The organism is Actinophytocola sp., from assembly GCF_036378875.1.
Taxonomy (GTDB): Bacteria; Actinomycetota; Actinomycetes; order Mycobacteriales; family Pseudonocardiaceae; genus Actinophytocola.
In genome coordinates this window covers 159,329-180,201 of sequence record NZ_DASUVO010000081.1, presented here as the reverse complement: position 1 = coordinate 180,201, position 20,873 = coordinate 159,329, and the positions used below count along the sequence as shown (strand labels likewise).

Sequence of the window (20,873 nt, the reverse complement as noted above, 5' to 3'; positions counted from 1 at the left end):
TTCCTCCTAGGTGAGCAGCGCCAGCGCGGTGCGGATCATCGCGGCGATGGTGGGCGGCAGGCGTTCCTGGTCGGGATCGTGGTGCTTGCCTTCCCGGTGGCGGCGGAGGTTGTGGCCCATGATCGCGGCCATCTTCATCCGGCCGAGGGCACGGAACCAGCGCAGGTCCGGCAGGGGAACGGGGTCCTCACCCTGGTAGGCGGCCAGCAACTCGTCCTCTGTGGGCAGTCCGGACACGGGCCGGCCGAGCGCGGGAAAGTTCTCGTGGTCGGCGAAGAGCAGGAACCACCCGAGGTCGTTGCGGCGGTCGCCGACGCTCCAGATCTCCCAGTCCACGACGGCGCGAGGTTCCTCGCCGACACAGAGGATGTTGCCGAGCCGGAAGTCCCCGTGCACGAGCACGGGTGGGAGATCGTCGGGCACACCGGCGGCGAGCGCGGCAAGCAGTTCCTCACCGAAAGGCCGCAACTCCTCCGGTACGGCACGCATGGTGCGGCTCCACCGCGCCAACTCCTCGGAGGTGGCGGTCGGGGATTCCTTCAGCGAGTCGACATCCGTCTCGTGCAGGCGGCGCAGGACCCCGGCCGCCGACAGCATGCGGGCTCGGCACTGGTCCGGTGCCAGTCTGTGTTCGTCGAGGACGGGTTCGATGGCCTCGCCGGGAACCAGCTCCATGGCGAACCAGGCCGGTGGTTCCTCGTCGACCGCGATGACCTCGGGCACGAGGTTCCCGGTCAGTGCCCGCAGTATCGCCGCCTGGCGGAGCATGTCGTTGCGGCCCACCGGCTTCTGGCCCGGCGGCACGGCCTTCACCACGTAGCCCCCGGCCGTGTAGGTGAGCCCGGAATGGCCACCGGGCAGGGGTTCGAGAACGACCGGCACGCGGAGAGCAACACCAACCCGCTCCTCCAGGTTCACCTCGGCTCCTTCGGTAGACCGAGTACCCGCTCGGCGAGGATGTTCCGCTGGATCTCGTCCGAGCCGCCCGCGATGCTGTAGCCCGGTGCGCCCAGCAGGTGCTCGGTCCACGCGAACGTGCCCCACTCGCCGGTGTCGGCGACCACATGCTCACCCAGCAGCCGCAACACCACATCGCTGGTGCGGCGCATGGTCTCGGTGGCGTAGAGCTTGCCCACCGACGCCTCCGCGCCCGGCTCCTTGCCCGCCACGAGGGCGGCGGTCACGCGCAGACCGATGAGCCGCTGGACGAGCGTGCGGATGTACAGGTCGGCGACCGGACCGTCCACACGGGACCGGTGCCGGGCGAGTTCGATGGCCCGGTCGGCGTTGTCCAAGCCCAGCGACCCGGAGTCGAGGCGTTCGGCGGCGAGGACACTCAGTGTGACCCGCCAGCCCTCCCCCACCGGGCCGAGCCGGTCGGTGTCGGGCACGGCCACGTCGTCCAGGTAGACCTCGTTGAAGCTGGCGCCGCCGGTCATCTGGCGGATCGGCCGGACGCTCACGCCGGGCGCGTCCATGCGCACCAGGAACACCGTGATGCCCTTGTGTTTCGGGACGTCGAGGTCGGTTCGGCACACCGCGACGCCCCAGGTCGAGACTGTCGCGCCGGAGGTCCACACCTTGTGTCCGTTGAGGACCCAACGGTCACCGTCGCGGACCGCGCGAGTGCGGACCGCCGCGAGGTCCGAGCCGGCCTCGGTCTCGGAGAACAGCTGGCAGGCCAGTTCGTCCGTGCGCAGCATGGGGCGCAGCCAGCGCCGCTTCTGCTCGTCGGTGCCCCAGATGTCGATCGCCGGGGCCACCAGCTGCTGGGTGACGGGGAAGATCTCGGCGCGTTTCGGGACGTCGAACGCCGCCTCCTCGCCGCGGTAGACCTGCTCGTAGTACGCGGGCAGCCCGTGCCCGCCGTACTCGGCCGGCCAGCGCAGCGCACCCCAGCCGTGGTCGTACCTGGTGCGTTCCCATTCCTGGGCCGCCGCCGTGTGTGCCTGTTCCTCCGCCTCGGTCCAGTTCTCGAACACGGCTACCGAATCGTCGCCGGCACCCCACACGTCCGCAACCCTCGGGCTGGCCACTGTGGACAGCCAGTCTCGCGCCGCGGCCCGGAACCGGTTCACCTCGCCAGTACTGTGCACGCGCTCACCCCCGGCGCCCCGTACACGTGGGTGAACCCGATCCTCGGGTCGCCGGGCACCTGCCGGTCCCCCGCTCGGCCACGTAGTTGTGTGACGACCTCGTACACCTGCCGCAGGCCGGAGGCGCCGATGGGTTCACCGTTGGCGATGCAGCCGCCGTCGGTGTTGACGGGCAGCGTGCCGCCGATCTCGGTGGTACCGGCCGGGATCAGCTTCTCCTGCTCGCCGTGGGCGCAGAACCCGCACTCCGCCAGGTGCATGACCTCGGCGCCGCTCTCGGTGTCCTGCAGCTGGCAGACCTCGACGTCTTCCGGGCCGATCCCGGCCGTCTCGAACGCGGCGCTCGCCGCGGCCGTGGTGACGCTGGTCGGGGTGCCCGCGTCGAGCCGGGGGCTGAAGACCTCGAACGAGCCGGGTGGTCTGGTCCGCACGACCGCGGCCCGCAGCTCGACCGCGTCACGGCCCTTGGCGGCGTCGCCCGAGCACAGCACGAGCGCCGCCGCGCCCTCACCCGGCGAGCAGAACATGAAGCGGGTCAGGGGATCGTTCACCAGGCCGGAGCCGAGGATCTCGTCGGCGGTGATCTCCTTGCGCCGCCACGCTTCCGGGGTGCGGGCGCCGTTGCGGTAGGCCTTCTCGGCGACCAGCGCGAGCGTGCGCGGGGTGATGCCGTGGTCGTGTGCGTACCGCTGGATCTTCATGCCGAAGAACTGGGTGGTGACCATCAGCCCTTCGCGGCCGTAGGCGTCGTCGAGTCCCCAGTCCTCCGGCCGAGGGTCGAACGCGCCCCTCGGGTGCTTGTCGAAGCCGACGGCCAGCACGACGTCCGCCATGCCGCCGCGGATCGCGTTGACCGCCGAGATCAGGGCGCTGCCGCCGGTCGCGCACCCGTTGCGCACGTTCACGAACGGAACCCCGGTGAGGCCGAGGTCGGTGACGAGCGTGTCGGCGTTGCCGGCGGCGTCGCTGCCGCCGAACGCCGCCCCGACACGGGACCACGGGATGCCGGCGTCGGCCAGCGCCGCCCGTGCCGCGCGGACGCCGTGTTCGCGGCCACTCAGCTCAGAGCGACCGAACGGTGTCCGCGCCGCCCCGACAATGAAAACGCTCATGGCACCCTCGCGTGTGGCACCCGGCCCTCGGTCTCCTCGAGCCGCAGGTGCATTCCGATGTGGACGGAAGACGGGTCGACGTCGAGCACCGCCTCCACCCTGGACCCGTCCGCCAGTTCGACGTAGCCGACGGCAAACGGCTCGAAGCCGGACTCCGGCGGCACGTACGGCGGTGACTTGGGCGGGAACCGTTGCACGGTCCACGTCCACAGGGTGCCGTCCGTCGAGACGATGTTCGCTCCGCGAGCTCCGCTCAACGCCCGGTCCACTTTGGTTCCCGCTTCTCCAGGAACGCGGCCACGCCCTCGGCTGCGTCCTCGGAGTTCAGCGTGACACCGACGGCGAGGTGCTCCATGACCATCAGCGACTGGGTGTCCGCGTCCAGGCTGCGGTCGATGGTCATCTTCGTGATCCGCATCTGGAACGGGCTCTTGTCGGTCAGCGTGCCGACGAACTCCGCCACCGTGTCATCGAGTTCCTCGGCCGGTGCGGACGCGTTGATCAGGCCGAACGCCGCCGCTTCCGTGCCGGACAGCAGCTTGCCGGTCAGCATCAGCTCCTTGGTCTTGCGGATGCCGATCATGCGGGGCACCCGGTAGATCGGCCCGGCGCCGCCGAACAGCGCCCGGCGCATGTGGAAGTCGCCGATCTTGGCGTCGTCGACCGCGATCGCGAAGTCGCAGGAGATCATCAGCTCGAACCCGCCCGCGGTCACGTAGCCCTCGAGCACCGCGACCGACGGGGTGTTCATCGAGTACAGCCGGTCGCAGACCTTCGCGGAGATCACCGCGACGTCCATCGCGGTCGACTTGCCGACGTACTCGGCCTGCAGGCTGTCCAGGTCGAACCCGGAACAGAACGTGCCGCCGCGCCCGCGCAGCACGAGCACGCGCAGGTCCGGATCCTCGTCGACCTCGGTGATGATCTCGTCGAGCCGCTTGAGGATCGGCACGGTCACGCAGTTCTTCTTCCAGGGCCGGTTGAGCCAGACCCTGGCCACGTTCCCGTCCCGCTCGAACTGGATCTCGTCTTCCACGGACATCCGTGTCTCTCCTTCAGTGGGTGGTGACGAGCGCGGCCGCGAGCCGCGCTCGGTGGAACTCCTGGTCGCCGAACAGGACCTCGCCGGTCCTGGCCCGACGCACGTAGCGGTGGGCCGGGTGCTCCCAGGTGAAGCCGATGCCGCCGTGCAGCTGGACGTACTCCGCGGCGGCGCGCTGGAAGGCGGCCGAGCAGACCACCGCGGCCGCACTGGCCGCGACCGGCAGGTCGGGAGAGCCGGTGGCGACGCAGGCGACGGCGTAGGCGGCGGAGGACCGGGCGGCCTCCAGCTCCACGAGCAGGTCGGCGAGGCGGTGTTTGACCGCCTGGAACGAGCCGATCGGCCGGTCGAACTGCCGCCGCTCCCGAACGTAGGACACCGTGGCGTCCAGGGCGTGCTGGATTCCGCCGACCTGCTCGACCGCGAGTGCCGCGCGGCCGATGTCCAGCACCGCTGGCACGACCTCCGCGGAGCCGATCGGGATGGCCGGCGTGCCGGAGAAGTCCAGCAGGGCCTGCGGCCGGGTGTCGTCGAGGACCCGCCGCGGGATGCGCCGCCAATCCTCCACTGTGGATTCGACGGCGAACAGCCGGTCGCCGGCGCGGACCAGGACGAGGTCGGCGTGTTGCCCGTCCAGTACGAAGTCGACGGTGCCGTGCAGCACCCAGCCGGCACCGGCGCGTTCGGCCCGAACCGTCGTGCCGTCGGCGAAACCGGCCACGGCCGCGGTGAGTTCACCGGTCGCGATCCTCGGCAGGTACCGCTCGTCTCCACTGTGGAGGAGCGTGTGGGCGGCCAGCACCACGGTCGGCAGCAGCGAACCGCAACACAGCGTGCGCCCGGTCTCCTCCAGGACGACGGCCAGCTCGGCGAACGTGAAACCGGCGCCACCGTGCCGTTCGGGGATCGCGAGGCCGTGTGCGCCGACCTCACCGGCGAGCCGCGTCCAGTGCTTCTCGTCCTCGCCGGTCGTCAGCAGGTCACGCACCACGGCGCGCAACTCGGCCTGCTCGGCGGTCTCGGTCAGCAGTGCGGGGTCGACGTTCACCGCTCCACCGCCGTGATCTCCAGTGAACCCAACGCGGTGGCGTGCTCGCCGCCGAAGTAGGCGGACTCGGCGAGAGCGGCGAACTCGGGGTCGGCCGGGGTGCCCTTCGCGGCGACCGAGCCGTCGTGCAGCACGACGACCTCGTGGCAGGCGCCCAGCGCACGGCTGAGCAACTGTTCCAGGAGGACGACCGTGATCCCGTCGTGGGCGAGCCTGCCGAGCTTGGCGTAGACCTCGTCGACGAGCGCGGGAGCGAGACCGAGCGCGGGTTCGTCGACGACGAGCACGTCGGGGCTCGCCATCAAAGCGCGGGCGATGGCGAGGATCTGCTGCTCGCCGCCGGAGAGTCCGGCCGCCGGCACGGTGAGCCGGTCACGCAGCCGGGGTGGCAGCCATTCGGCGACCTCGTCGAGGCGGGCCCGCAGCCGCGCGCCCTTGATCCCGTAGGCGTAGGCCGCGACCTCGAGGTTCTCCTTGAGCGACAGGGTTTTGAACAGCCCGCGCCCCTCGGGCACCAGGCTCGCCCGGACGCCTGCCTCGCGGGTGCCCTTCGACGGGCGCAGCGAGCCGTGCAGGATCCGGCCGAGCGTGGACTTGCCGGCCCCGTTTGCGCCCACGACACCCAGTACCGTGCCGGTGCGGACGATGAGGTCGACGCCGTTGAGTGCGGCCACGCCGCCGTAGTGGTGGCCGACCCCGCGCAGGTCGATCGCCGCGGGCTCGTCATCCGCGCGGGGCGGCAGTTCGGTGTGGGCGTTCATGGTGCCCAGGTAGGAGGACCGGACCTGGTCGTCCTGCAACACGGTGTCCGGCAGGCCTTCGCCGATGGGGCGGCCGAAGTCGAACGCGACCACCCGGTCGGACACGGCGAACAGGTCGTCGAGCACGTGGTCGATGATCACCACGGCCGCGCCCCGGGCACGGACGGCCTCGATCTGCCTGGCGGCCAGTGCGCGTTCGGCCGCGTCGAGCCCACCGAACGGTTCGTCGAGGATCAGCAGCGCCGGTTCCTCCGCGACGGCACGGGCGAGGTCGAGCCGCTTCTGCAGGCCGAACGGCAGCTCGGTCGGGTAGCGGCCGGCGACCCCGCCGAGACCCACCCGGTTGAGCAGCTCACGTGCCGCTGCCCGGTGTGCTGTGGTGTTCAGCCGGTGCGTGCACAGCACGTTCTCCAGGACGGTCAGCTCGGCGAAGGTCTCGGCGTGCTGGAAGGTACGGCCGATGCCGAGCCGCCGCCGGGCGGTGGCGCGTGTGCGGAGCAGCGGCTTTCCCTGGTAGGACACGGTTCCGGAGATGCGGCCGCCGCCGACGAGTCCGGAGAGGACGTTCACGAGTGTGGTCTTGCCGGCGCCGTTCGGCCCGATGATCGCGAGCACCTCCCCCGGCCGCACCGACAGCGCGGCGTCCTCCAGGGCCGTGAGCCCGCCGAAGCGCACCGAGACGCCGTCGAGGGTGAGCAGTGGCGCCGAGTCCGGCACGGGAACGGACGCCGGCTCTGGTTCCGGTGCGACAGCGGGCTGTTCGGCTTCGGGGCGTCGGTGCAGCCGGTGGGCGAGGGAGCCGAGGAACGGCACGACACCGCCGGGGAGGAACAGCAGCGCGACGATCAGCACGACGCCCTGGACGACCGGTTGGGGCACGGACACCGCGTCCGCGAACGTCGGCGACCAGGCCAGGTAGGCGCCGCCGACCACCGCGCCGACCACGGTGCCGACCCCACCCAGCACGCACGCCGCGATCAGCGAGATGCCGAGCTGCAACGAGAACGGGTCGGGGCTGACGAACCCGGTGGTCAGGCCGAGCAGCACGCCGGCGCCGCCGGTGAACGCGGCGCTCACCGCGAACCCGAGCGCCGACTGGGCCTCCGGCGCGATGCCGACGGACTGGGCGACGAGCGGGTGCGACTTGGCCGCGACGAGCCGCATCCGCAGCCCGGTTTTCTTGGCCAGCACGGCGATCGCGAGGCACAGCCCGGCCGCCCCGACGGCCACGTACTGCGCCTGCACCGAGCCGCCGCCCACGGACCCCAGGCCGAGCGCACTGTCCAGTTGGGTCACCGGCACGCCCTGGTCGCCGCCGGTGACCCCGGTCCAGCGATTGATGATCTCCAGTGACACGAGGCTGAACGCCAGCGTCAGCAAGGCGATGTAGAGCACGGAGAACCGCGCGCCGGCGAACCCGAGGAACCCGCCGATGGCCGCGCTGGCGCCGAGCGCGCCGAGGAACACCAGCTCGACGGGCCAGCCGTGCGCGCTGCCGAACGCGGCGAAGTAGGCGCCGATCGCGAAGAACCCGGGGTGCCCGACCGACCAGATGCCCGACCAGCCGGCGAGCAGGCCGACCGAGAGCACGACGATCGTGTAGATCGCGGCCAGCGCGACCGAATAGGACTGGTACGGCGGGATGACGCCGGACTCCATCACGAGGATGAGCACGATCGCGGCGACCGGCCACAGCGCGGCTGTAAGAATCTTCACGACGCCCCCTCAGACCCGTTGGAACGTGCGCGTGCCGAACAGGCCCTGGGGCCGGATCAGCAGGACGAGGATGGTGAACGTGAACACGAACGTGTCGCGGAAGCTGGCCGAGACGTAGCTGGCGGCCATGTTCTCCAACACGCCGATCATGAGCCCGCCGACCACGGCGCCGTACATGCTGTTGAGGCCACCGAGGAAGATCCCGGCGAACGCCCGGAACAGCGGCGCGGACAGCACGGCCGGTGTCAGCCCCACTCTCGGCGCGTACAGGCAGGCTGCGAGCGCGCCGAGCCCGAGGCCCAGCGCCCACGCCATTCGCCCGACGCGTTGCGCGCTGATTCCCAATGCCTGCGCGCTTTCCGCGGACTCGGCGACGGCACGCATGGCCGAACCGTGCGTGGTGCGCCCGAAAAGGTAGGCGACCAGCGCCATGGCGACCCCGGCGACGGCGATGGTGACCAGGCTCTGCGCCGGCAACGCGGCCGACCCGAAGCGCACGGTGCCGTCGACCAGGTTGGGGAAGCTTCGCGGTTCGGTGCCCCAGATCTCGGTGACCACGGTGTCCGCGATCAGCGCGACGCCCATCATCAGCACCAACGCGGCGAACAGCTGCCCCTGCCCGAGCGGCCGGACGATGGCCTCGCGGATGACCAACCCGGCGACGACGGTCGAGGCCACCGCGGCGAGGACGCCGACCAGCACCGCGACCTCGTTGTCGGAGAAGGTGACCGCCACGTACAGACCGAGCGTCGCGAGACTGGCGAGCGCGAAGTTCACCACGTCCGTCGCCCGATAGATGATCACCAGCCCGAGCCCCATCAACCCGTAGATGGCGCCACTGGCCACCCCGCTCACGAGGACGAGAAAGAGCTGATCCACACCGATCGTCTCCTAGGCCAATTGAACTCAGTTCAACTCACGGTAGCGGCTGTACGCGGGGCGAGCAAGAGTGCATCGAAGTGAGTTCAGGTATGTACGATGACCCCGTGCGAGCGTTCAGACTCACCGCGCCGGGCAGGCCCGCGCTGGTCGAGGTCGAGGTGCCGACACCGGGGAACGACGAGGTCCTGGTGCGTGTTCTCGCCGCGGGCGCCTGCCACTCGGACCTGCATGTCATCGACGCGGCCGAGGACACCTTCGGCTTCCGGCCACCGTTCACACTCGGACACGAGATCGCCGGACAGGTCGCCGCCGTCGGCCCGGCCGCGACCGGCGTCGAGGTGGGCGCCCCGGTGGCGGTCTACGGCCCGTGGGGCTGCGGCGAGTGCGCCCGGTGCGAGGCGGGCGCGGACAACTACTGCGACCGCCGCGGCACGCTGGGCTGGGCAGGTGTGGGGCTGGGGCGGGACGGCGGGATGGCCGAGTACGTACTCGTCCCGTCGGCGCGCTACCTCGTCCCGACCGGTGACCTCTCCCCGACGCAGGCGGCGCCGCTGTCCGACGCGGGCCTGACGCCCTACCACGCGGTCGCCGCGCTGCGGCTCGACCCGGGTTCGGCGGTGGCGGTGATCGGCACCGGCGGCCTGGGCCACCTCGCCGTGCAGATCCTCCGCGCCATCACCCCCGCCCGCGTGCTGGCGGTCGACAACCGGGAGTCCGCGCTGGAGCTGGCCCACGAGTCGGGCGCGGAGCTGGCGACACTGGCCCGTCGCGACACCCACCGGGTCCTGCGTGCCGCGAACCACGGTGTGGGCCTCGACGCGGTGCTCGACTTCGTCGGCAGCGACTCCACGATGGCACTGGCGGCGGCGAGCGTGCGTGCCGGCGGTGACCTGGTGGTGGTCGGCAGCGCAGGCGGCCAACTGACGGTGGGCAAGGGCGGGCGACTTCCCGCGGGGGCACGGGTGTCGCTGCCGTTCTGGGGCACCCGCCCGGAACTGGGCGCGGTGGTGGCGCTCGCACAGGCCGGCAGGCTGCGGGTCACGGTCGAGGAGTTCCCGCTGTCCGCCGCGCCGGAAGCCCTGGCCCGCCTGCGTGCCGGCACGGTCCGCGGGCGGGCGGTTCTCGTCCCCGATCAGTGAGGAGCGACATGCGCGGCAAGGTGGCACTGGTGACAGGCGGCGGCTCCGGCATCGGCGCGGCCTGCGCCCACACGCTCGCCGAGCGCGGCGCCGCGGTGGCGGTGGCCGACCTCGGCCCGGCCGCGGCGAGAGCCGTCGCGGAGGACATCCAGGGCGCAGGCGGGACGGCGGTCCCGTACCCGGTCGACGTCACCGACCCCCGGCAGTGCGAACGCCTGGTGGAACAGGTGGTGACCGAGCTGGGTGGCCTGCACATCGCGGTCAACAACGCGGGCATCGGCGGCGACCACGCCCCGGTGGAGAACTACGACGTCGACGTGTGGCGGCGGGTGCTGTCGGTCGACCTGGACGGCGTCTTCTACTGCCTGCGCGCCGAGCTCGGCCACATGGTCGCGGCGGGCGAGGGCGCGGTGGTGAACATGGCGTCGATCTTCGCGGTGGCCGGCCAGTGGTCGCTGCCCGCCTACGTCGCCGCCAAGCACGGCGTCCTGGGCCTGACGAGGGCCGCGGCACTCGACTCCGCCACAAAGGGCGTACGGGTCAACGCGGTGGGCCCGGGTGTCATCCGCACGCCGCTGGTGGACGCGCACCAGGACGAGGCCGGCAAGCGGGCCCTGGCGGCGGGCAACCCGAGCAAGCGCCTCGGCGAGCCGAGGGAGGTGGCCGAGCTGGTGGCATGGCTGTGCTCGGACGCCGCGTCGTTCTGCACGGGCGGCTTCTACCCGGTGGACGGCGGCTTCACGGCGGCGTAGGGCTCGCTGGTAGAAGTACTCCGTGCGGGACTTCTTCTCTGGTGTTCGAATGTTCGGGCGTGGTCTGGGCATCCTGCTGCGCAAACCGAAGCTGCTGTTGCTGGGCGCGCTGCCCGCGGTGCTGACCACGCTGGTGCTGCTGGGCGGCATGATCGCGCTGGTCTACTTGATCGACGACGTCGCTGCGGCGGTCACCCCGTTCGCCGACGACTGGTCGGACACCTGGCAGGCGATCGTCCGCGTGGTGGCCGGTATCGGGCTGGTGGGCGCGTCGCTGGTCATCGGCATGATCACCTTCTCGGCGCTGACGCTGGCCATCGGCGGCCCCTTCTACGAGATGATCGCGGAGAAGGTCGAGGACGACCTCGACGGCCCGCCCGGCGTGGTGGACCTGCCGTGGTGGCGGCTGCTGTGGCTGGGCATCCGGGACGGTCTGCTGCTCGTGCTCCGGTCGCTGCTGTTCACGATCCCGCTGGTCGTGGCGGGCTTCATCCCGGTGGTCGGGCAGACCGTCGTGCCGGTGCTCCTGGCGTTGGTGACCGCGTGGTTCCTGGCGCTCGAACTCGTCGCGGTGCCGTTCTACCGCCGCGGCATGGACCTGCGGCAGCGGCGAACGGCACTGCGCGAGCGACGTGGTCTGGCGATCGGTCTGGGACTGCCGGCGTCACTCCTGTGCATGATCCCGCTGGCCGCGATCATCGTCATGCCGATCGCGTTCGTTGGCGGCGTCCTGGTGGCACACGAGACGCTCAGCGGTCGTGCCGAGTCGCCGCGTGCTCAGCGGCCCGGTAACCAAATACGACCGCGGGCCCAATAGTCGAACCGGGACCGGGATACGTACGCCCCATCACCGAGGCGGTCGTGTTGCCGGCGGCGTACAGCCCCGGGATGACCGCCCCGGACGTGTCGAGCACCCGCGCGTCGGCGTCGGTGAGCAGGCCACCCTTGGTGCCGAGGTCGCCGGGCACCAGCTGGATCGCGGTGAACGGTCCTTTCTCGAGCGTGCCGAGGTTGGGGTTGGGCTTCACCCTCGGGTCGCCGTAGTACCGGTCGTAGGCGGTGCGGCCGCGGCCGAAGTCGAGGTCCTCGCCGTCGCGGGCGAACCCGTTGAACCGGTCCACAGTGGACCGCAGCTTCGGCATGTCCAGCATGGTCGCCAGTTCCTCGATGGTGGCGGCCTTGCGGACGATGCCGGCCTCCCGCAGCTTCTTACCGCCCTGCGCCAGCGCGGAGTTGAGGTAGCGGCGGCGGTTGCGCGCGTCGACGATGAGCCAGGACGGCACGGCCGGCACCGTCTTGTCCCGCTCCAGCATGGCGTGTCCGAAGTCGATGTAGCTGGCGGACTCGTTGGTGTACCGGCTGCCCTGCGAGTCGACCACGATGCCGAACGGCATCGACCGCTCGGCCACGGCGAACATGGCCTTGCCGTCGGGGTCGGGACTCGGCACCGACCCGCCCCACCAGGCGTCGTCCATGAGAGCGAGCCGCGCGCCGGCTTCCTCGGCGATCTCGATGGCGGAGCCGAGGTCGCCGGCGGCGGCCGAGCTGTACCCGGGCACCCCGTGGTACTTCTGGCGCCACTGCGTGTTGTGGGCGAACCCGCCGGCGGCGAGCACCACCCCGTCCGTGGCCCGGATCCGCAGCGTCGACCCGTCCGGTCGGGACGCCACCACGCCGACCACCACGCCGTCCTCGACGACGAGGGACTTCAGCGGAGTGCTCAGCAGGACCTCGGTGCCCTGCTTGCGCACGATGTGCATGAGGCTCAGCACCAGGGCGGCGCCGATCCCGTACAGCTTCTTCCCACGCACCACCCCGCCGAGCGTCCGGAAGAAGAACCGCACGCCCCGCGCGAAGCCGCTCCACGTCGACCACGCGCGTGTGAGCAGCCAGACGTCGTCGGTCTTCAGCGGCAGCGGCACCGACTCGTCGCACCGCGACTGCTCGACCCAGTCCCCCAGTAACTTCGCGTTGAACGGCTCGGACTCGATGCTCCGGCCGATCTTGCCGCCTGGCCGGTCCGGGTAGTAGTCGGGGTAGTCCTTCGCGACCGCCCACCGCACTCCGTGCCGGGCGAGGAACCCGACGACCTCCGGCACCGACTCGACGTACGCGCGCCGGCGTTCCGGGGAACTGGCCGGTCCGACGTCGCCGATGACGGCGTCCATATAGGTCAACGCGTCGTCGACGGAGTCGGGCACCTTCATGAGCGGGTTGGTCGGCATCCACAACCCACCACCGGACAGGTTCGTGGTGCCGCCCCACTTCTCGGTGCTCTCCAGCACCACCGTGCGCAGCCCGGCATCGGCGGCCCTGATCGCCGCGGACAGCCCGGCCGCGCCGGAGCCCACGACGAGAACGTCCACCTCGGTGTCCCATGTGTTGCTCATGAACGTCCTCTCGGAACCCAACCGGACAGCGATGTCCGGTTACAGTAGACCGGTGCCCGCACCGCGTCGAGAGAATCGTGGACCCGTGGCCGCTCCCGGCAATCGTCGGGCGTTGGTGGCCGCGGCACGCGAGGTCTTCGCCGACGCGGGCTTCGACGCGCCGCTGTCCGCGGTCACCAAGAAGGCCGGTGTCGGGCAGGGCAGCCTGTACCGGCACTTCCCCGACCGGATCAGCCTCGCGATCGCGGTCTTCGAGGACAACGTCGCCGAGCTGGAGGCCGTGGCCGCCGACCCGTCGTCCACACTGGACGATCTGGTCGCGTTGATCACGGAGCGGACGACCGAGTCCGTGGCGTTCGTCGACATGGTCACGCCGGCCCGCGACGACCCCAGGATCGCGGCGATCGTCCGGCGGGTCGAGGCCACGATCGCCTCTTCCCTGCGCCGGGCTCGCCGGACGGGCGAGGTCCGCCGGTCGGTGCGCACCGCGGACGTCATGCTGGCGGTCAGTCTCGTGGCCGCGCTCGTGGCGAAGACGCCCGCCGAGCAGCGCCGCCGGACCGCCGACCACGCGTGGTCGTTGCTGTGGCACGCGTTGCGACCGTGACCGTGCCGAGAGCGAGTTGTCGGTAGACTTCGGGCGTGTCCGTGGCTCGTTTCGTGCACGACACCCTGCCGCAGCGGGTTCGGTTCGCCTCCGGGGAGGCGGCCGGGCAGCTTGCCGAGGAAATCAAGGAGCTCGGGGTCTCCCGGCTGATGGTCGTCGCGGCCCGGAAATGGCTCGCCGAGCAGGTCGCCGGCGGGCTGCCGGTGGCGGTGTGGCACCACGACGTGGTCATGCACGTGCCGGTCGAGACCGCGGTCCGTGCCCGCGAGGTGGCGGCCGAGCACGACGTCGACGCCCTGGTCTGTATCGGTGGCGGCTCCGCGACGGGGCTCGCGAAGGCGGTCGCGCTGACCACCGGCCTGCCGATCGTCGCCGTGCCCACCACCTACGCCGGCTCGGAGGCCACCAACGTCTGGGGGATCACCGAGGAGGGCCGCAAGACCACCGGGGTCGACGACCGCGTGCTGCCGAGAACGGTGGTGTACGACGCGTCGCTCACGCGCACGCTGCCGGTGGGGATGTCGGTCGCGTCGGGGCTCAACGCGTTGGCGCACTGCGTGGACTCGATGTGGGCGCCGCGGGCCGACCCGATCGACGCGGCGTTGGCGGAGGAGGGGATCAGGGCACTGAACGCCGGGCTGCCCCAGGTCTTCGCGGACCCCGTCGGGCTGGCCGGGCGGGAACAGACGCTGTACGGCGCCTACCTGTCCGCCGTCGCGTTCGCCTCGGCCGGTTCGGGCCTGCACCACAAGATCTGCCACGTGCTCGGCGGCATGTTCGACCTGCCGCACGCGCAGACCCACGCCATCGTGCTCCCCCATGTCCTGGCGTTCAACGGGCCCGACGCGCCAGAGGCCGAACGGCGCATCGCGGCGGCGTTCGGCGCCCCGTCGGCGAACGAGGGACTCGCCGCACTGCGTTCCGAAGTGGACGCACCGGTGGCGTTGCGTGACTACGCCATGCCCGAGCACGGTATCGAAACGGCGGCCGGGGCCGTGCTCGCCGCCGTCCCGGCCGGCAACCCCGCGCCGGTCACCCTCGTGAGCCTGACCGCGTTGTTGCGTGCCGCATGGGAAGGAGACCTGCCTCGATGACCTCCGAGCAGCGCACCCGCGAGGACGAACTGGTCGAGCGCGTGGTGCGCTCGTTCGACGCGTGCCCCGACGCTCGACTGCGGGAGCTCATGACCGGTCTGGTGCGCCACCTGCACGCCTACGTGCGCGAGGTCCGCCTCACCGAACGGGAGTGGGCCACGGCCATCGACTTCCTCACCCGCTGCGGTCACATCACCGACAACCGCCGACAGGAGTTCATCCTGCTGTCGGACGTGCTCGGCGTCTCGATGCAGACGATCACCGTCAACAACGAGGCGCACGGCGACGCCACCGAGGCCACCGTGCAAGGCCCGTTCTTCGTGGAGGGCTCCCCGGAAACGCCGCTGGGTGGCGACATCGCCGGCGACGCGCCAGGCGAGCCGTGCTGGGTCGAGGGCACCGTCACCGACGCCGACGGGAAACCGGTCGCGGGTGCCCGGCTGGAGGTGTGGGAGGCCGACGAGGACGGCCACTACGACGTGCAGTACGACGACGACCGCGTCGCCGCCCGCGCCCACCTCCACACGAACGACGATGGCCGCTACTTCTTCTGGGCCATCACTCCCACGCCGTACCCGATCCCACACGACGGCCCGGTGGGCGACCTGCTGGCCGCGGTCGGCCGCTCCCCCATGCGCGCCTCACACCTGCACTTCCTGGTGCGCCACCCCGACCACCGCCCACTGATCACCCACATCTTCGTCCGCGGCGACGAACTGCTCGACTCGGACGCCGTGTTCGGGGTGAAGGACTCACTGGTGAAGGACTTCGAGCAGCACGCTGCCGGCACCCCGACCCCGGACGGCCGGGTGATCGACGGGACGTGGTCCCAGGCGCGGTTCGACATCATGCTCGCACCCGCCTGACGGCTACGCGATGCCGGCGGCGGTGCGGAAGCCCAGGTTGCCCGTCGAACTGTCCGGGCTGTTGGCCGTGCGGGCGGCGACGCGGTAGCGGTTGCAGTACGAGTCGTGGCACAGGTAGGAGCCGCCACGCATGGCGCGGTTCGCCTCGGTGTCGTCGAACCAGTCCGCGCACCACTCCCACACGTTGCCCGCCACGTTGTACAGCCCGAAACCGTTGGGCTGGAAGGCATCCACGGGTGCGGTGCCGGAGTAGCCGTCCTCGGCCGTGTCCCGCACCGGGAACCGGCCCTGCCAGATGTTGCACCGGTGCTCGCCATTGGGCGTCAGCTCGTCGCCCCACGGGAAGCGGGTCTGGTCCAGCCCGCCACGGGCGGCGTACTCCCATTCGGCCTCGGTGGGCAGGCGCCGGCCCGCCCACGCGCAGTACGCGGCCGCGTCGTGCCAGGACACGTGGATGACCGGGTGGTTCCCGCGGCCCGCGACGTCGCTGTCCGGGCCCTCCGGGTGCCGCCAGTACGCCCCGGACACCCCACACCACCACGGTGCGCCGTCCGGTCGGGGCGAGTCCCTGCGCAGCGCACCAGGCAGGAACCTCGCGAACACGTAGCTCCAGCCGAACCGTTCCGCCTCGGTGACGTAGCCGGTCGCCTCGACGAACTCCGCGAAACGGTCGTTGGACACGCAGTGCGCGTCGATCGCGAACGGTGCGACCGCGACCTCGCGTACCGGGCCCTCGCGATCCTCCGGAAAGGCGTCCTCGTCGTCGGTGCCCATGCGGAACACCCCGCCCGGCAAGGCGATCAGGCCGTCCAGGTCGGACCGTTCGCCGGCCGGGACTCCGGTGTGGACGGACTGCTCGGATCGCGACGGCGGGCAGCATCCTGACATGACAGAATCCTATCTTCCTCCACGCGGAAGGTAGGATTCTGTCATGCAGAACGAGCCCACCTACCGGCTCGCGTCGGTCGACCACGCGCTGCAACTGGCGCTGGCGTTGCGGCAGGACGGGCCGCTGCGCACCGTCGACGCCGCACGGCGTCTCGGGGTCGCGCCCTCCACCGCGCACCGGCTGCTGGCGATGCTCGTGTACCGCGGGTTCGCCGAGCAGGACGAGCACCGCCGCTACGTGGCCGGGCCCGCGCTGCGGGACACGTCGGCACCCGAGCCGACCACCGACCTCCGCCGGGTCGCGTTGCCCCATCTCCAGGCGCTGGCCGCCCGCGTCAACGAGAGCGTCAACCTCGCGGTCGTACTGGGCACCGAGGTGCGTTTCGTGGCCACGGCCGAGAGCACCCAGGTGCTGCGCGTCGGCAACCGCGAAGGCCGGACGCTCCCCGCGCACCTCGCCTCCGGGGGCCGCGCCGTGCTGGCGAGACTCGCCGAGGACGACGTGATCGACCTGTACGCAGGGCCCGGCTCCCCCGTCACCGACCTCCCCGCCCTCCTGCGTGACCTGCGCCGAGTGCGCCGGCAGGGCTTCGCGGTCAACGATCAGTCCACCGAGCACGGGGTGACGGCCATCGGACACGCCCTGCGCTGCCCGGACGGCCTGCCCCCGGCGGCGATCTCGATCGCACTGCCAACGGCCCGGTACCGCCGGGACCGGCTCCCTCAGCTGACCCAGCACCTGGCAGCGACCGCGGCCCGCATCGAACGCGACCTACATTCCACATAACAGAAACTCTCGACCGGAGGACGGAATACGGGCCAGGATCGAGGTATGGCCACACCCGTCACCATCACCGCGACCGACGCGCCCGACCAGCCGACGCGCACCCCGGAGCTCGAGGCGCTCTACCGTGGCTTCGAAGCCGAGCTGCTCATTCCACTGTGGACGGAAATCGGCGACCTGATGCCGCCTCGGCCGCGTTCGAAGGCACTCCCGCACCTGTGGCGCTGGCGGAACCTGCTACCGATGGCGGAACAGGCCGGGGCGCTCGTGCCGGTCGGCCGGGGCGGGGAGCGCCGGGCGATCGCGCTGGCCAACCCCGGGCTGGGCGGGCGGCCGTTCGCCACCCCGACGCTGTGGACGGCGATCCAGTACCTCAACCCGCGCGAGGACGCCCCCGTGCACCGTCACACCCAGAACGCCTTCCGGTTCGTCGTCGAGGGCGAGGGCGTGTGGACGGTGGTGAACGGCGACCCGGTCGCCATGCGGCGCGGCGACTTCCTCCCGCAGGCCGGCTGGCACTGGCACGGCCACCACAACATCTCCGACCGGCCGATGGCGTGGATCGACGGTCTCGACATCCCGTTCCAGTACTTCGCCGAGTCCACGTTCTTCGAGTTCGGCCCGGACGAGGTGGAGAGCCGGGAGGCGCCGGAGCACTCCCGGTCCGAGCGGCTGTGGGGGCATCCCGGGCTGCGCCCGCTGTCCCATCTCGAACCCACCCCCGCCACCCCGCTGCTGGCCTACCGCTGGGAGCACACCGACCGCGCACTGACCGACCAGCTCGCGCTGGAGGCCGATGGCTACCGCGCCACCGTTGAGCCAGGGCACGCCGCCGTGCGCTACACCAACCCGACGACCGGCGGCGACGTGCTGCCGACGCTGCGCACCGAGTTCCACCGGCTCGCGCCCGACACCGCCACCGCCACCGCACGGGAGGCGGGATCGTCGGTGTACCAGGTGTTCGACGGCGTCGGTGAGGTGACCGTCGGCACGCAGACGTGGACCGTCGAGCGCGGCGACCTGTTCGTGGTCCCGTCATGGGAACCGCTCACCGTGGCCACCGACGGCGGCCTCGACCTCTTCCGCTTCAGCGACTCCCCGGTCCTGGAACGGCTTCACCTGCACCGCACCGAGAAGGAGACCCGCCCGTGAGGCTCGCGACCGCCAGGATCGACGGCCGTACCCGTGCCGTCCGCGTCACCGCGGAGGGCTACGCCGACCTCGGCGAGCCCGACGTCGGCACGTTACTGGCCCGCGACGACTGGGCGACTGTCGAAGCGGGTGAGCCGCTGAGTCCGGACAGCCTCGCGCCCGTGGTGCCCCACCCCGGCAAGGTGCTGTGTGTCGGGTTGAACTACCGCAACCACATCCTCGAGATGGGCCGGGAACTACCCGAGTACCCGACGCTGTTCGCCAAGTTCGCCGACGCGTTGATCGGCGCCCGCGAGCCCATCGAACTGGCGCCCGAGTCGGCCGCTGTCGACTGGGAGGCCGAGCTGGCGATCGTGATCGGGTCGACCGTGCGCCGGGCGTCCGAACAGGAGGCCGCCGCCGCGATCGCCGGCTTCACCGTCATGAACGACGTGACCATGCGCGACTGGCAGTTCCGCACGAAGGAATGGTTGCAGGGCAAGACGTTCGAGGGCACGACACCACTCGGCCCCGTGCTCGTCACCCCCGACGAGCTGCCCGGCGGGGTCCGCCCGAAACTCGCCATGACGTGCACGGTCAACGGCGAGGTGATGCAGAAGACGGACACCTCGGACCTGGTGTTCGACCCGGTCGCGCTCGTCCGCTACGCGTCGGTGATCACCACGCTGCGGCCCGGCGACGTCATCGCCACCGGCACTCCGGGCGGTGTCGGCCACGCCCGCAAACCCGCACGCTACCTCGCCGACGGCGACGTGGTGGTCACCGAGATCGCCGGCATCGGCCGTCTGGAGAACGTCGCGAGGTCCATGTGAACAGTCGCGAGTGGACAGACAGCGGCACGAAGCTGTTCCACGGTGCGCTCGACCGGCTCTCCGACGCCGACCTCGACGGCCCGAGCCTGCTGCCCGGCTGGACCCGAAAGCACGTCGTGGCGCACGTCCACCACAACGCCGAGGCACTGCGCCGGCTGGTGAGCTGGGCGGCCACCGGTGTGGAGAACCGGATGTACGCCGGCCCCGAACAACGCAACGCCGAGATCGAGACGAGCGCTCAGCTCCCGGCCGCGACGCTCCGCGAGCTGGTCGTGCGATCGGCCGAGGCGTTGGCCGCGGACCTCGACGCGCTGGCGCCCGACGCGTGGACGCACCTCGTGGTGACCGCACAGGGCCGTACGGTGCCCGCCACGGAGATCCCGTGGATGCGGGCCCGTGAGGTCGCCGTCCACTCCGTCGACCTCGACGCCGGCGTCGGCTTCGCCGACCTGCCGGAGGATCTCACCGCCGCGCTCGTCGCCGACGCCATCGACAAACAGCGGGCGCACGGCCTGACCGCTGCCCTCGCCGCGTGGCTCACCGGCCGCACCGCCGAAGCCCCGACACTGGGCCGATGGCTCTAGACGTCGTGATCGCCGGCGGCGGCATCGGCGGTCTGGCGTGCGCGTATGCCCTGGCCAGCACGGGCCAGACCGTCCGGGTCCTCGAACGGGAAGCCGAGTTCACCGAGGTGGGCGCCGGCCTGCAGATGGCACCGAACGCCACGCGGATCCTGCGCCGGTGGGGTCTGCTCGACGAGGTGCTGGACGCCGGTGTCCGCCCACGCAGGCTCGTGTTCCGCAGCGCACTGGACGGCTCGCCGCTGACCCACCTCGATCTCGACGAGGTGTTCACGCGGCGCTACGGCGCGCCGTACGTGCTGATCCACCGCAGCGACCTGCTCACGATCCTCGTGCGTGCCTGCGAGCGCGCTGGCGTGACGCTGGTGCCGAACAGCACGGTCGAGGACGTCGTGACCAAGGGCGACACCGCGGTGGTGCGCACCGCCTCCGGCGAGCACCGTGCCGACCTCGCGGTGGCCGCCGACGGCCTGCGTTCACGGCTGCGGGCGCACCTGAGCGCGGACGAGCCGGTGTGCGCCGGGTACGTCGCCTACCGGGGCGCGCTGCCGGTGGACCAGCTCGGCCGGGACCTCGACGAACATGCCCGCCACGACGTGGTCGTCTACGTCGGCCCCGGCTGCCACCTTGTGCAGTACCCGCTGCGGCGCGGCGAGATCTTCAACACCGTGGCGGTGTTCGCCTCCCCCGCCTACCGGCGCGGCGAACCGGACTGGGGCGGTCCCGACGAGCTGGACGCCGCGTTCGCGGGCGCGTGCGAGCAGGTGCGGCTCGGCCTGGGATCGCTGTGGCGCGACCGCCGCTGGCCGATGTACGACCGCCTGCCGATCGACCGCTGGGTCGCCGGCCGGCTGGTGCTCACCGGCGACGCGGCCCACCCGATGCTGCAGTACCTCGCGCAGGGCGCGTGCCAGGCCATCGAAGACGCCGCCCAACTCGCCTCGTCGCTGTCCACAAACGACTGCGCCGCCGGACTCGCCGAGTACGAGACCGTACGGACGCGACGCACGGCCGAGGTCCAGACCCGCGCCAGGGCTTGGGGCGAGATCTGGCACGTCGACGGGCTGGCCCGCACCCTACGCGACGAACTGTTCCGTGACCGCCGTGTCGACGACTTCAAGCACGTCGACTGGCTGTACCTCCCGACGTAG

The 20,873-nt window shown here is 71.5% G+C and carries 21 protein-coding genes; 11 read left to right on the top strand and 10 right to left on the bottom strand.

Features of this window, described 5'->3' with window-relative positions:
* Positions 1-6: 6 nt before the first annotated feature.
* Genes VF106_RS23745 through VF106_RS23710 form a run of 8 tightly spaced genes read right to left on the bottom strand, consistent with a single transcriptional unit; the run spans position 7 to position 8,654 of the window.
* Positions 7-918, bottom strand: coding sequence for a phosphotransferase family protein (locus tag VF106_RS23745; RefSeq protein ID WP_330842011.1), 912 nt, complete (start codon positions 916-918; stop codon positions 7-9).
* The gene (locus tag VF106_RS23740) at positions 915-2,096 is read right to left on the bottom strand and encodes an acyl-CoA dehydrogenase family protein (protein WP_330842010.1); all 1,182 of its coding nucleotides are present in this window, start codon (positions 2,094-2,096) and stop codon (positions 915-917) included. Before VF106_RS23740 ends, VF106_RS23745 begins: the two co-directional genes overlap by 4 nt.
* The gene (locus VF106_RS23735; RefSeq protein ID WP_330842009.1) at positions 2,075-3,208 is read right to left on the bottom strand and encodes a thiolase family protein; all 1,134 of its coding nucleotides are present in this window, start codon (positions 3,206-3,208) and stop codon (positions 2,075-2,077) included. The genes VF106_RS23740 and VF106_RS23735 overlap by 22 nt, the downstream gene beginning before the upstream one ends.
* Positions 3,205-3,465, bottom strand: a complete 261-nt coding sequence (locus tag VF106_RS23730; RefSeq protein WP_330842008.1) for a Zn-ribbon domain-containing OB-fold protein — start codon at positions 3,463-3,465, stop codon at positions 3,205-3,207. Before VF106_RS23730 ends, VF106_RS23735 begins: the two co-directional genes overlap by 4 nt.
* A complete protein-coding gene (locus VF106_RS23725) occupies positions 3,462-4,250 on the bottom strand; it encodes an enoyl-CoA hydratase/isomerase family protein (protein ID WP_330842007.1) in 789 nt (262 codons plus the stop codon). The genes VF106_RS23730 and VF106_RS23725 overlap by 4 nt, the downstream gene beginning before the upstream one ends.
* Before the next feature lie 13 nt (positions 4,251-4,263).
* Entirely contained in the window at positions 4,264-5,298 is a 1,035-nt protein-coding gene (locus VF106_RS23720; RefSeq protein WP_330842006.1) for an acyl-CoA dehydrogenase family protein, read from the bottom strand.
* Positions 5,295-7,775: a branched-chain amino acid ABC transporter ATP-binding protein/permease gene (locus VF106_RS23715; RefSeq protein ID WP_330842005.1), complete on the bottom strand. Its 2,481-nt coding sequence runs from the start codon at positions 7,773-7,775 to the stop codon at positions 5,295-5,297. Before VF106_RS23715 ends, VF106_RS23720 begins: the two co-directional genes overlap by 4 nt.
* A gap of 9 nt (positions 7,776-7,784) precedes the next feature.
* On the bottom strand, positions 7,785-8,654 hold the full coding sequence (locus tag VF106_RS23710; protein WP_330842004.1) for a branched-chain amino acid ABC transporter permease: 870 nt from the start codon (positions 8,652-8,654) through the stop codon (positions 7,785-7,787).
* Between the two features lie 107 nt (positions 8,655-8,761).
* On the opposite strand from VF106_RS23710, the gene VF106_RS23705 reads away from it, so the two are divergent.
* The 3 genes from VF106_RS23705 to VF106_RS23695 are packed head-to-tail and all read left to right on the top strand — an operon-like array spanning position 8,762 to position 11,365.
* On the top strand, positions 8,762-9,796 hold the full coding sequence (locus VF106_RS23705) for an NAD(P)-dependent alcohol dehydrogenase (RefSeq protein WP_330842003.1): 1,035 nt from the start codon (positions 8,762-8,764) through the stop codon (positions 9,794-9,796).
* An 8-nt stretch (positions 9,797-9,804) separates the two neighbouring features.
* Complete coding sequence (locus tag VF106_RS23700; protein WP_330842002.1) at positions 9,805-10,548, top strand: SDR family NAD(P)-dependent oxidoreductase; 744 nt, start codon at positions 9,805-9,807, stop codon at positions 10,546-10,548.
* Between the two features lie 22 nt (positions 10,549-10,570).
* Positions 10,571-11,365 (top strand): EI24 domain-containing protein, encoded by a 795-nt coding sequence (locus VF106_RS23695; RefSeq protein WP_330842001.1) that lies wholly within the window; start codon positions 10,571-10,573, stop codon positions 11,363-11,365.
* On the opposite strand, the gene VF106_RS23690 is transcribed toward VF106_RS23695, so the two are convergent.
* Positions 11,298-12,938: an FAD-dependent oxidoreductase gene (locus tag VF106_RS23690; RefSeq protein ID WP_330842000.1), complete on the bottom strand. Its 1,641-nt coding sequence runs from the start codon at positions 12,936-12,938 to the stop codon at positions 11,298-11,300. The two genes, VF106_RS23695 and VF106_RS23690, sit on opposite strands and share 68 nt — an antisense overlap.
* A gap of 85 nt (positions 12,939-13,023) precedes the next feature.
* Here VF106_RS23690 and VF106_RS23685 point away from each other — a divergent pair, with 85 nt between their 5' ends.
* From VF106_RS23685 to VF106_RS23675, 3 genes are read left to right on the top strand one after another with little or no spacing between them, the layout of a single operon-like run.
* Positions 13,024-13,545 (top strand): TetR family transcriptional regulator, encoded by a 522-nt coding sequence (locus VF106_RS23685; RefSeq protein WP_330841999.1) that lies wholly within the window; start codon positions 13,024-13,026, stop codon positions 13,543-13,545.
* 35 nt (positions 13,546-13,580) lie between these two features.
* The gene (locus VF106_RS23680; RefSeq protein WP_330841998.1) at positions 13,581-14,639 is read left to right on the top strand and encodes a maleylacetate reductase; all 1,059 of its coding nucleotides are present in this window, start codon (positions 13,581-13,583) and stop codon (positions 14,637-14,639) included.
* On the top strand, positions 14,636-15,505 hold the full coding sequence (locus VF106_RS23675) for a hydroxyquinol 1,2-dioxygenase (RefSeq protein WP_330841997.1): 870 nt from the start codon (positions 14,636-14,638) through the stop codon (positions 15,503-15,505). The genes VF106_RS23680 and VF106_RS23675 overlap by 4 nt, the downstream gene beginning before the upstream one ends.
* Positions 15,506-15,508: 3 nt before the next feature.
* On the opposite strand, the gene VF106_RS23670 is transcribed toward VF106_RS23675, so the two are convergent.
* Positions 15,509-16,393: a formylglycine-generating enzyme family protein gene (locus tag VF106_RS23670; protein WP_330841996.1), complete on the bottom strand. Its 885-nt coding sequence runs from the start codon at positions 16,391-16,393 to the stop codon at positions 15,509-15,511.
* Between the two features lie 43 nt (positions 16,394-16,436).
* On the opposite strand from VF106_RS23670, the gene VF106_RS23665 reads away from it, so the two are divergent.
* Genes VF106_RS23665 through VF106_RS23645 form a run of 5 tightly spaced genes read left to right on the top strand, consistent with a single transcriptional unit; the run spans position 16,437 to position 20,873 of the window.
* A complete protein-coding gene (locus tag VF106_RS23665; RefSeq protein ID WP_330841995.1) occupies positions 16,437-17,180 on the top strand; it encodes an IclR family transcriptional regulator in 744 nt (247 codons plus the stop codon).
* Between the two features lie 45 nt (positions 17,181-17,225).
* A complete protein-coding gene (locus VF106_RS23660) occupies positions 17,226-18,329 on the top strand; it encodes a cupin domain-containing protein (protein WP_330841994.1) in 1,104 nt (367 codons plus the stop codon).
* The gene (locus VF106_RS23655) at positions 18,326-19,141 is read left to right on the top strand and encodes a fumarylacetoacetate hydrolase family protein (RefSeq protein WP_330841993.1); all 816 of its coding nucleotides are present in this window, start codon (positions 18,326-18,328) and stop codon (positions 19,139-19,141) included. The genes VF106_RS23660 and VF106_RS23655 overlap by 4 nt, the downstream gene beginning before the upstream one ends.
* Positions 19,138-19,725, top strand: a complete 588-nt coding sequence (locus VF106_RS23650; RefSeq protein ID WP_330841992.1) for a maleylpyruvate isomerase N-terminal domain-containing protein — start codon at positions 19,138-19,140, stop codon at positions 19,723-19,725. The genes VF106_RS23655 and VF106_RS23650 overlap by 4 nt, the downstream gene beginning before the upstream one ends.
* Positions 19,716-20,873, top strand: coding sequence for an FAD-dependent monooxygenase (locus VF106_RS23645; protein ID WP_330841991.1), 1,158 nt, complete (start codon positions 19,716-19,718; stop codon positions 20,871-20,873). Before VF106_RS23650 ends, VF106_RS23645 begins: the two co-directional genes overlap by 10 nt.

What these genes read in the sequence shown, in the direction of transcription:
- VF106_RS23735 (WP_330842009.1), bottom strand. Translation starts at nt 3,208, where the DNA reads ATGAGCGTTTTCATTGTCGGGGCGGCGCGGACACCGTTCGGTCGCTCT.
- VF106_RS23645 (WP_330841991.1), top strand. Translation starts at nt 19,716, where the DNA reads ATGGCTCTAGACGTCGTGATCGCCGGCGGCGGCATCGGCGGTCTGGCG.
- VF106_RS23725 (WP_330842007.1), bottom strand. Translation starts at nt 4,250, where the DNA reads ATGTCCGTGGAAGACGAGATCCAGTTCGAGCGGGACGGGAACGTGGCC.
- VF106_RS23670 (WP_330841996.1), bottom strand. Translation starts at nt 16,393, where the DNA reads ATGTCAGGATGCTGCCCGCCGTCGCGATCCGAGCAGTCCGTCCACACC.
- VF106_RS23665 (WP_330841995.1), top strand. Translation starts at nt 16,437, where the DNA reads ATGCAGAACGAGCCCACCTACCGGCTCGCGTCGGTCGACCACGCGCTG.
- VF106_RS23660 (WP_330841994.1), top strand. Translation starts at nt 17,226, where the DNA reads ATGGCCACACCCGTCACCATCACCGCGACCGACGCGCCCGACCAGCCG.
- VF106_RS23690 (WP_330842000.1), bottom strand. Translation starts at nt 12,938, where the DNA reads ATGAGCAACACATGGGACACCGAGGTGGACGTTCTCGTCGTGGGCTCC.
- VF106_RS23700 (WP_330842002.1), top strand. Translation starts at nt 9,805, where the DNA reads ATGCGCGGCAAGGTGGCACTGGTGACAGGCGGCGGCTCCGGCATCGGC.
- VF106_RS23675 (WP_330841997.1), top strand. Translation starts at nt 14,636, where the DNA reads ATGACCTCCGAGCAGCGCACCCGCGAGGACGAACTGGTCGAGCGCGTG.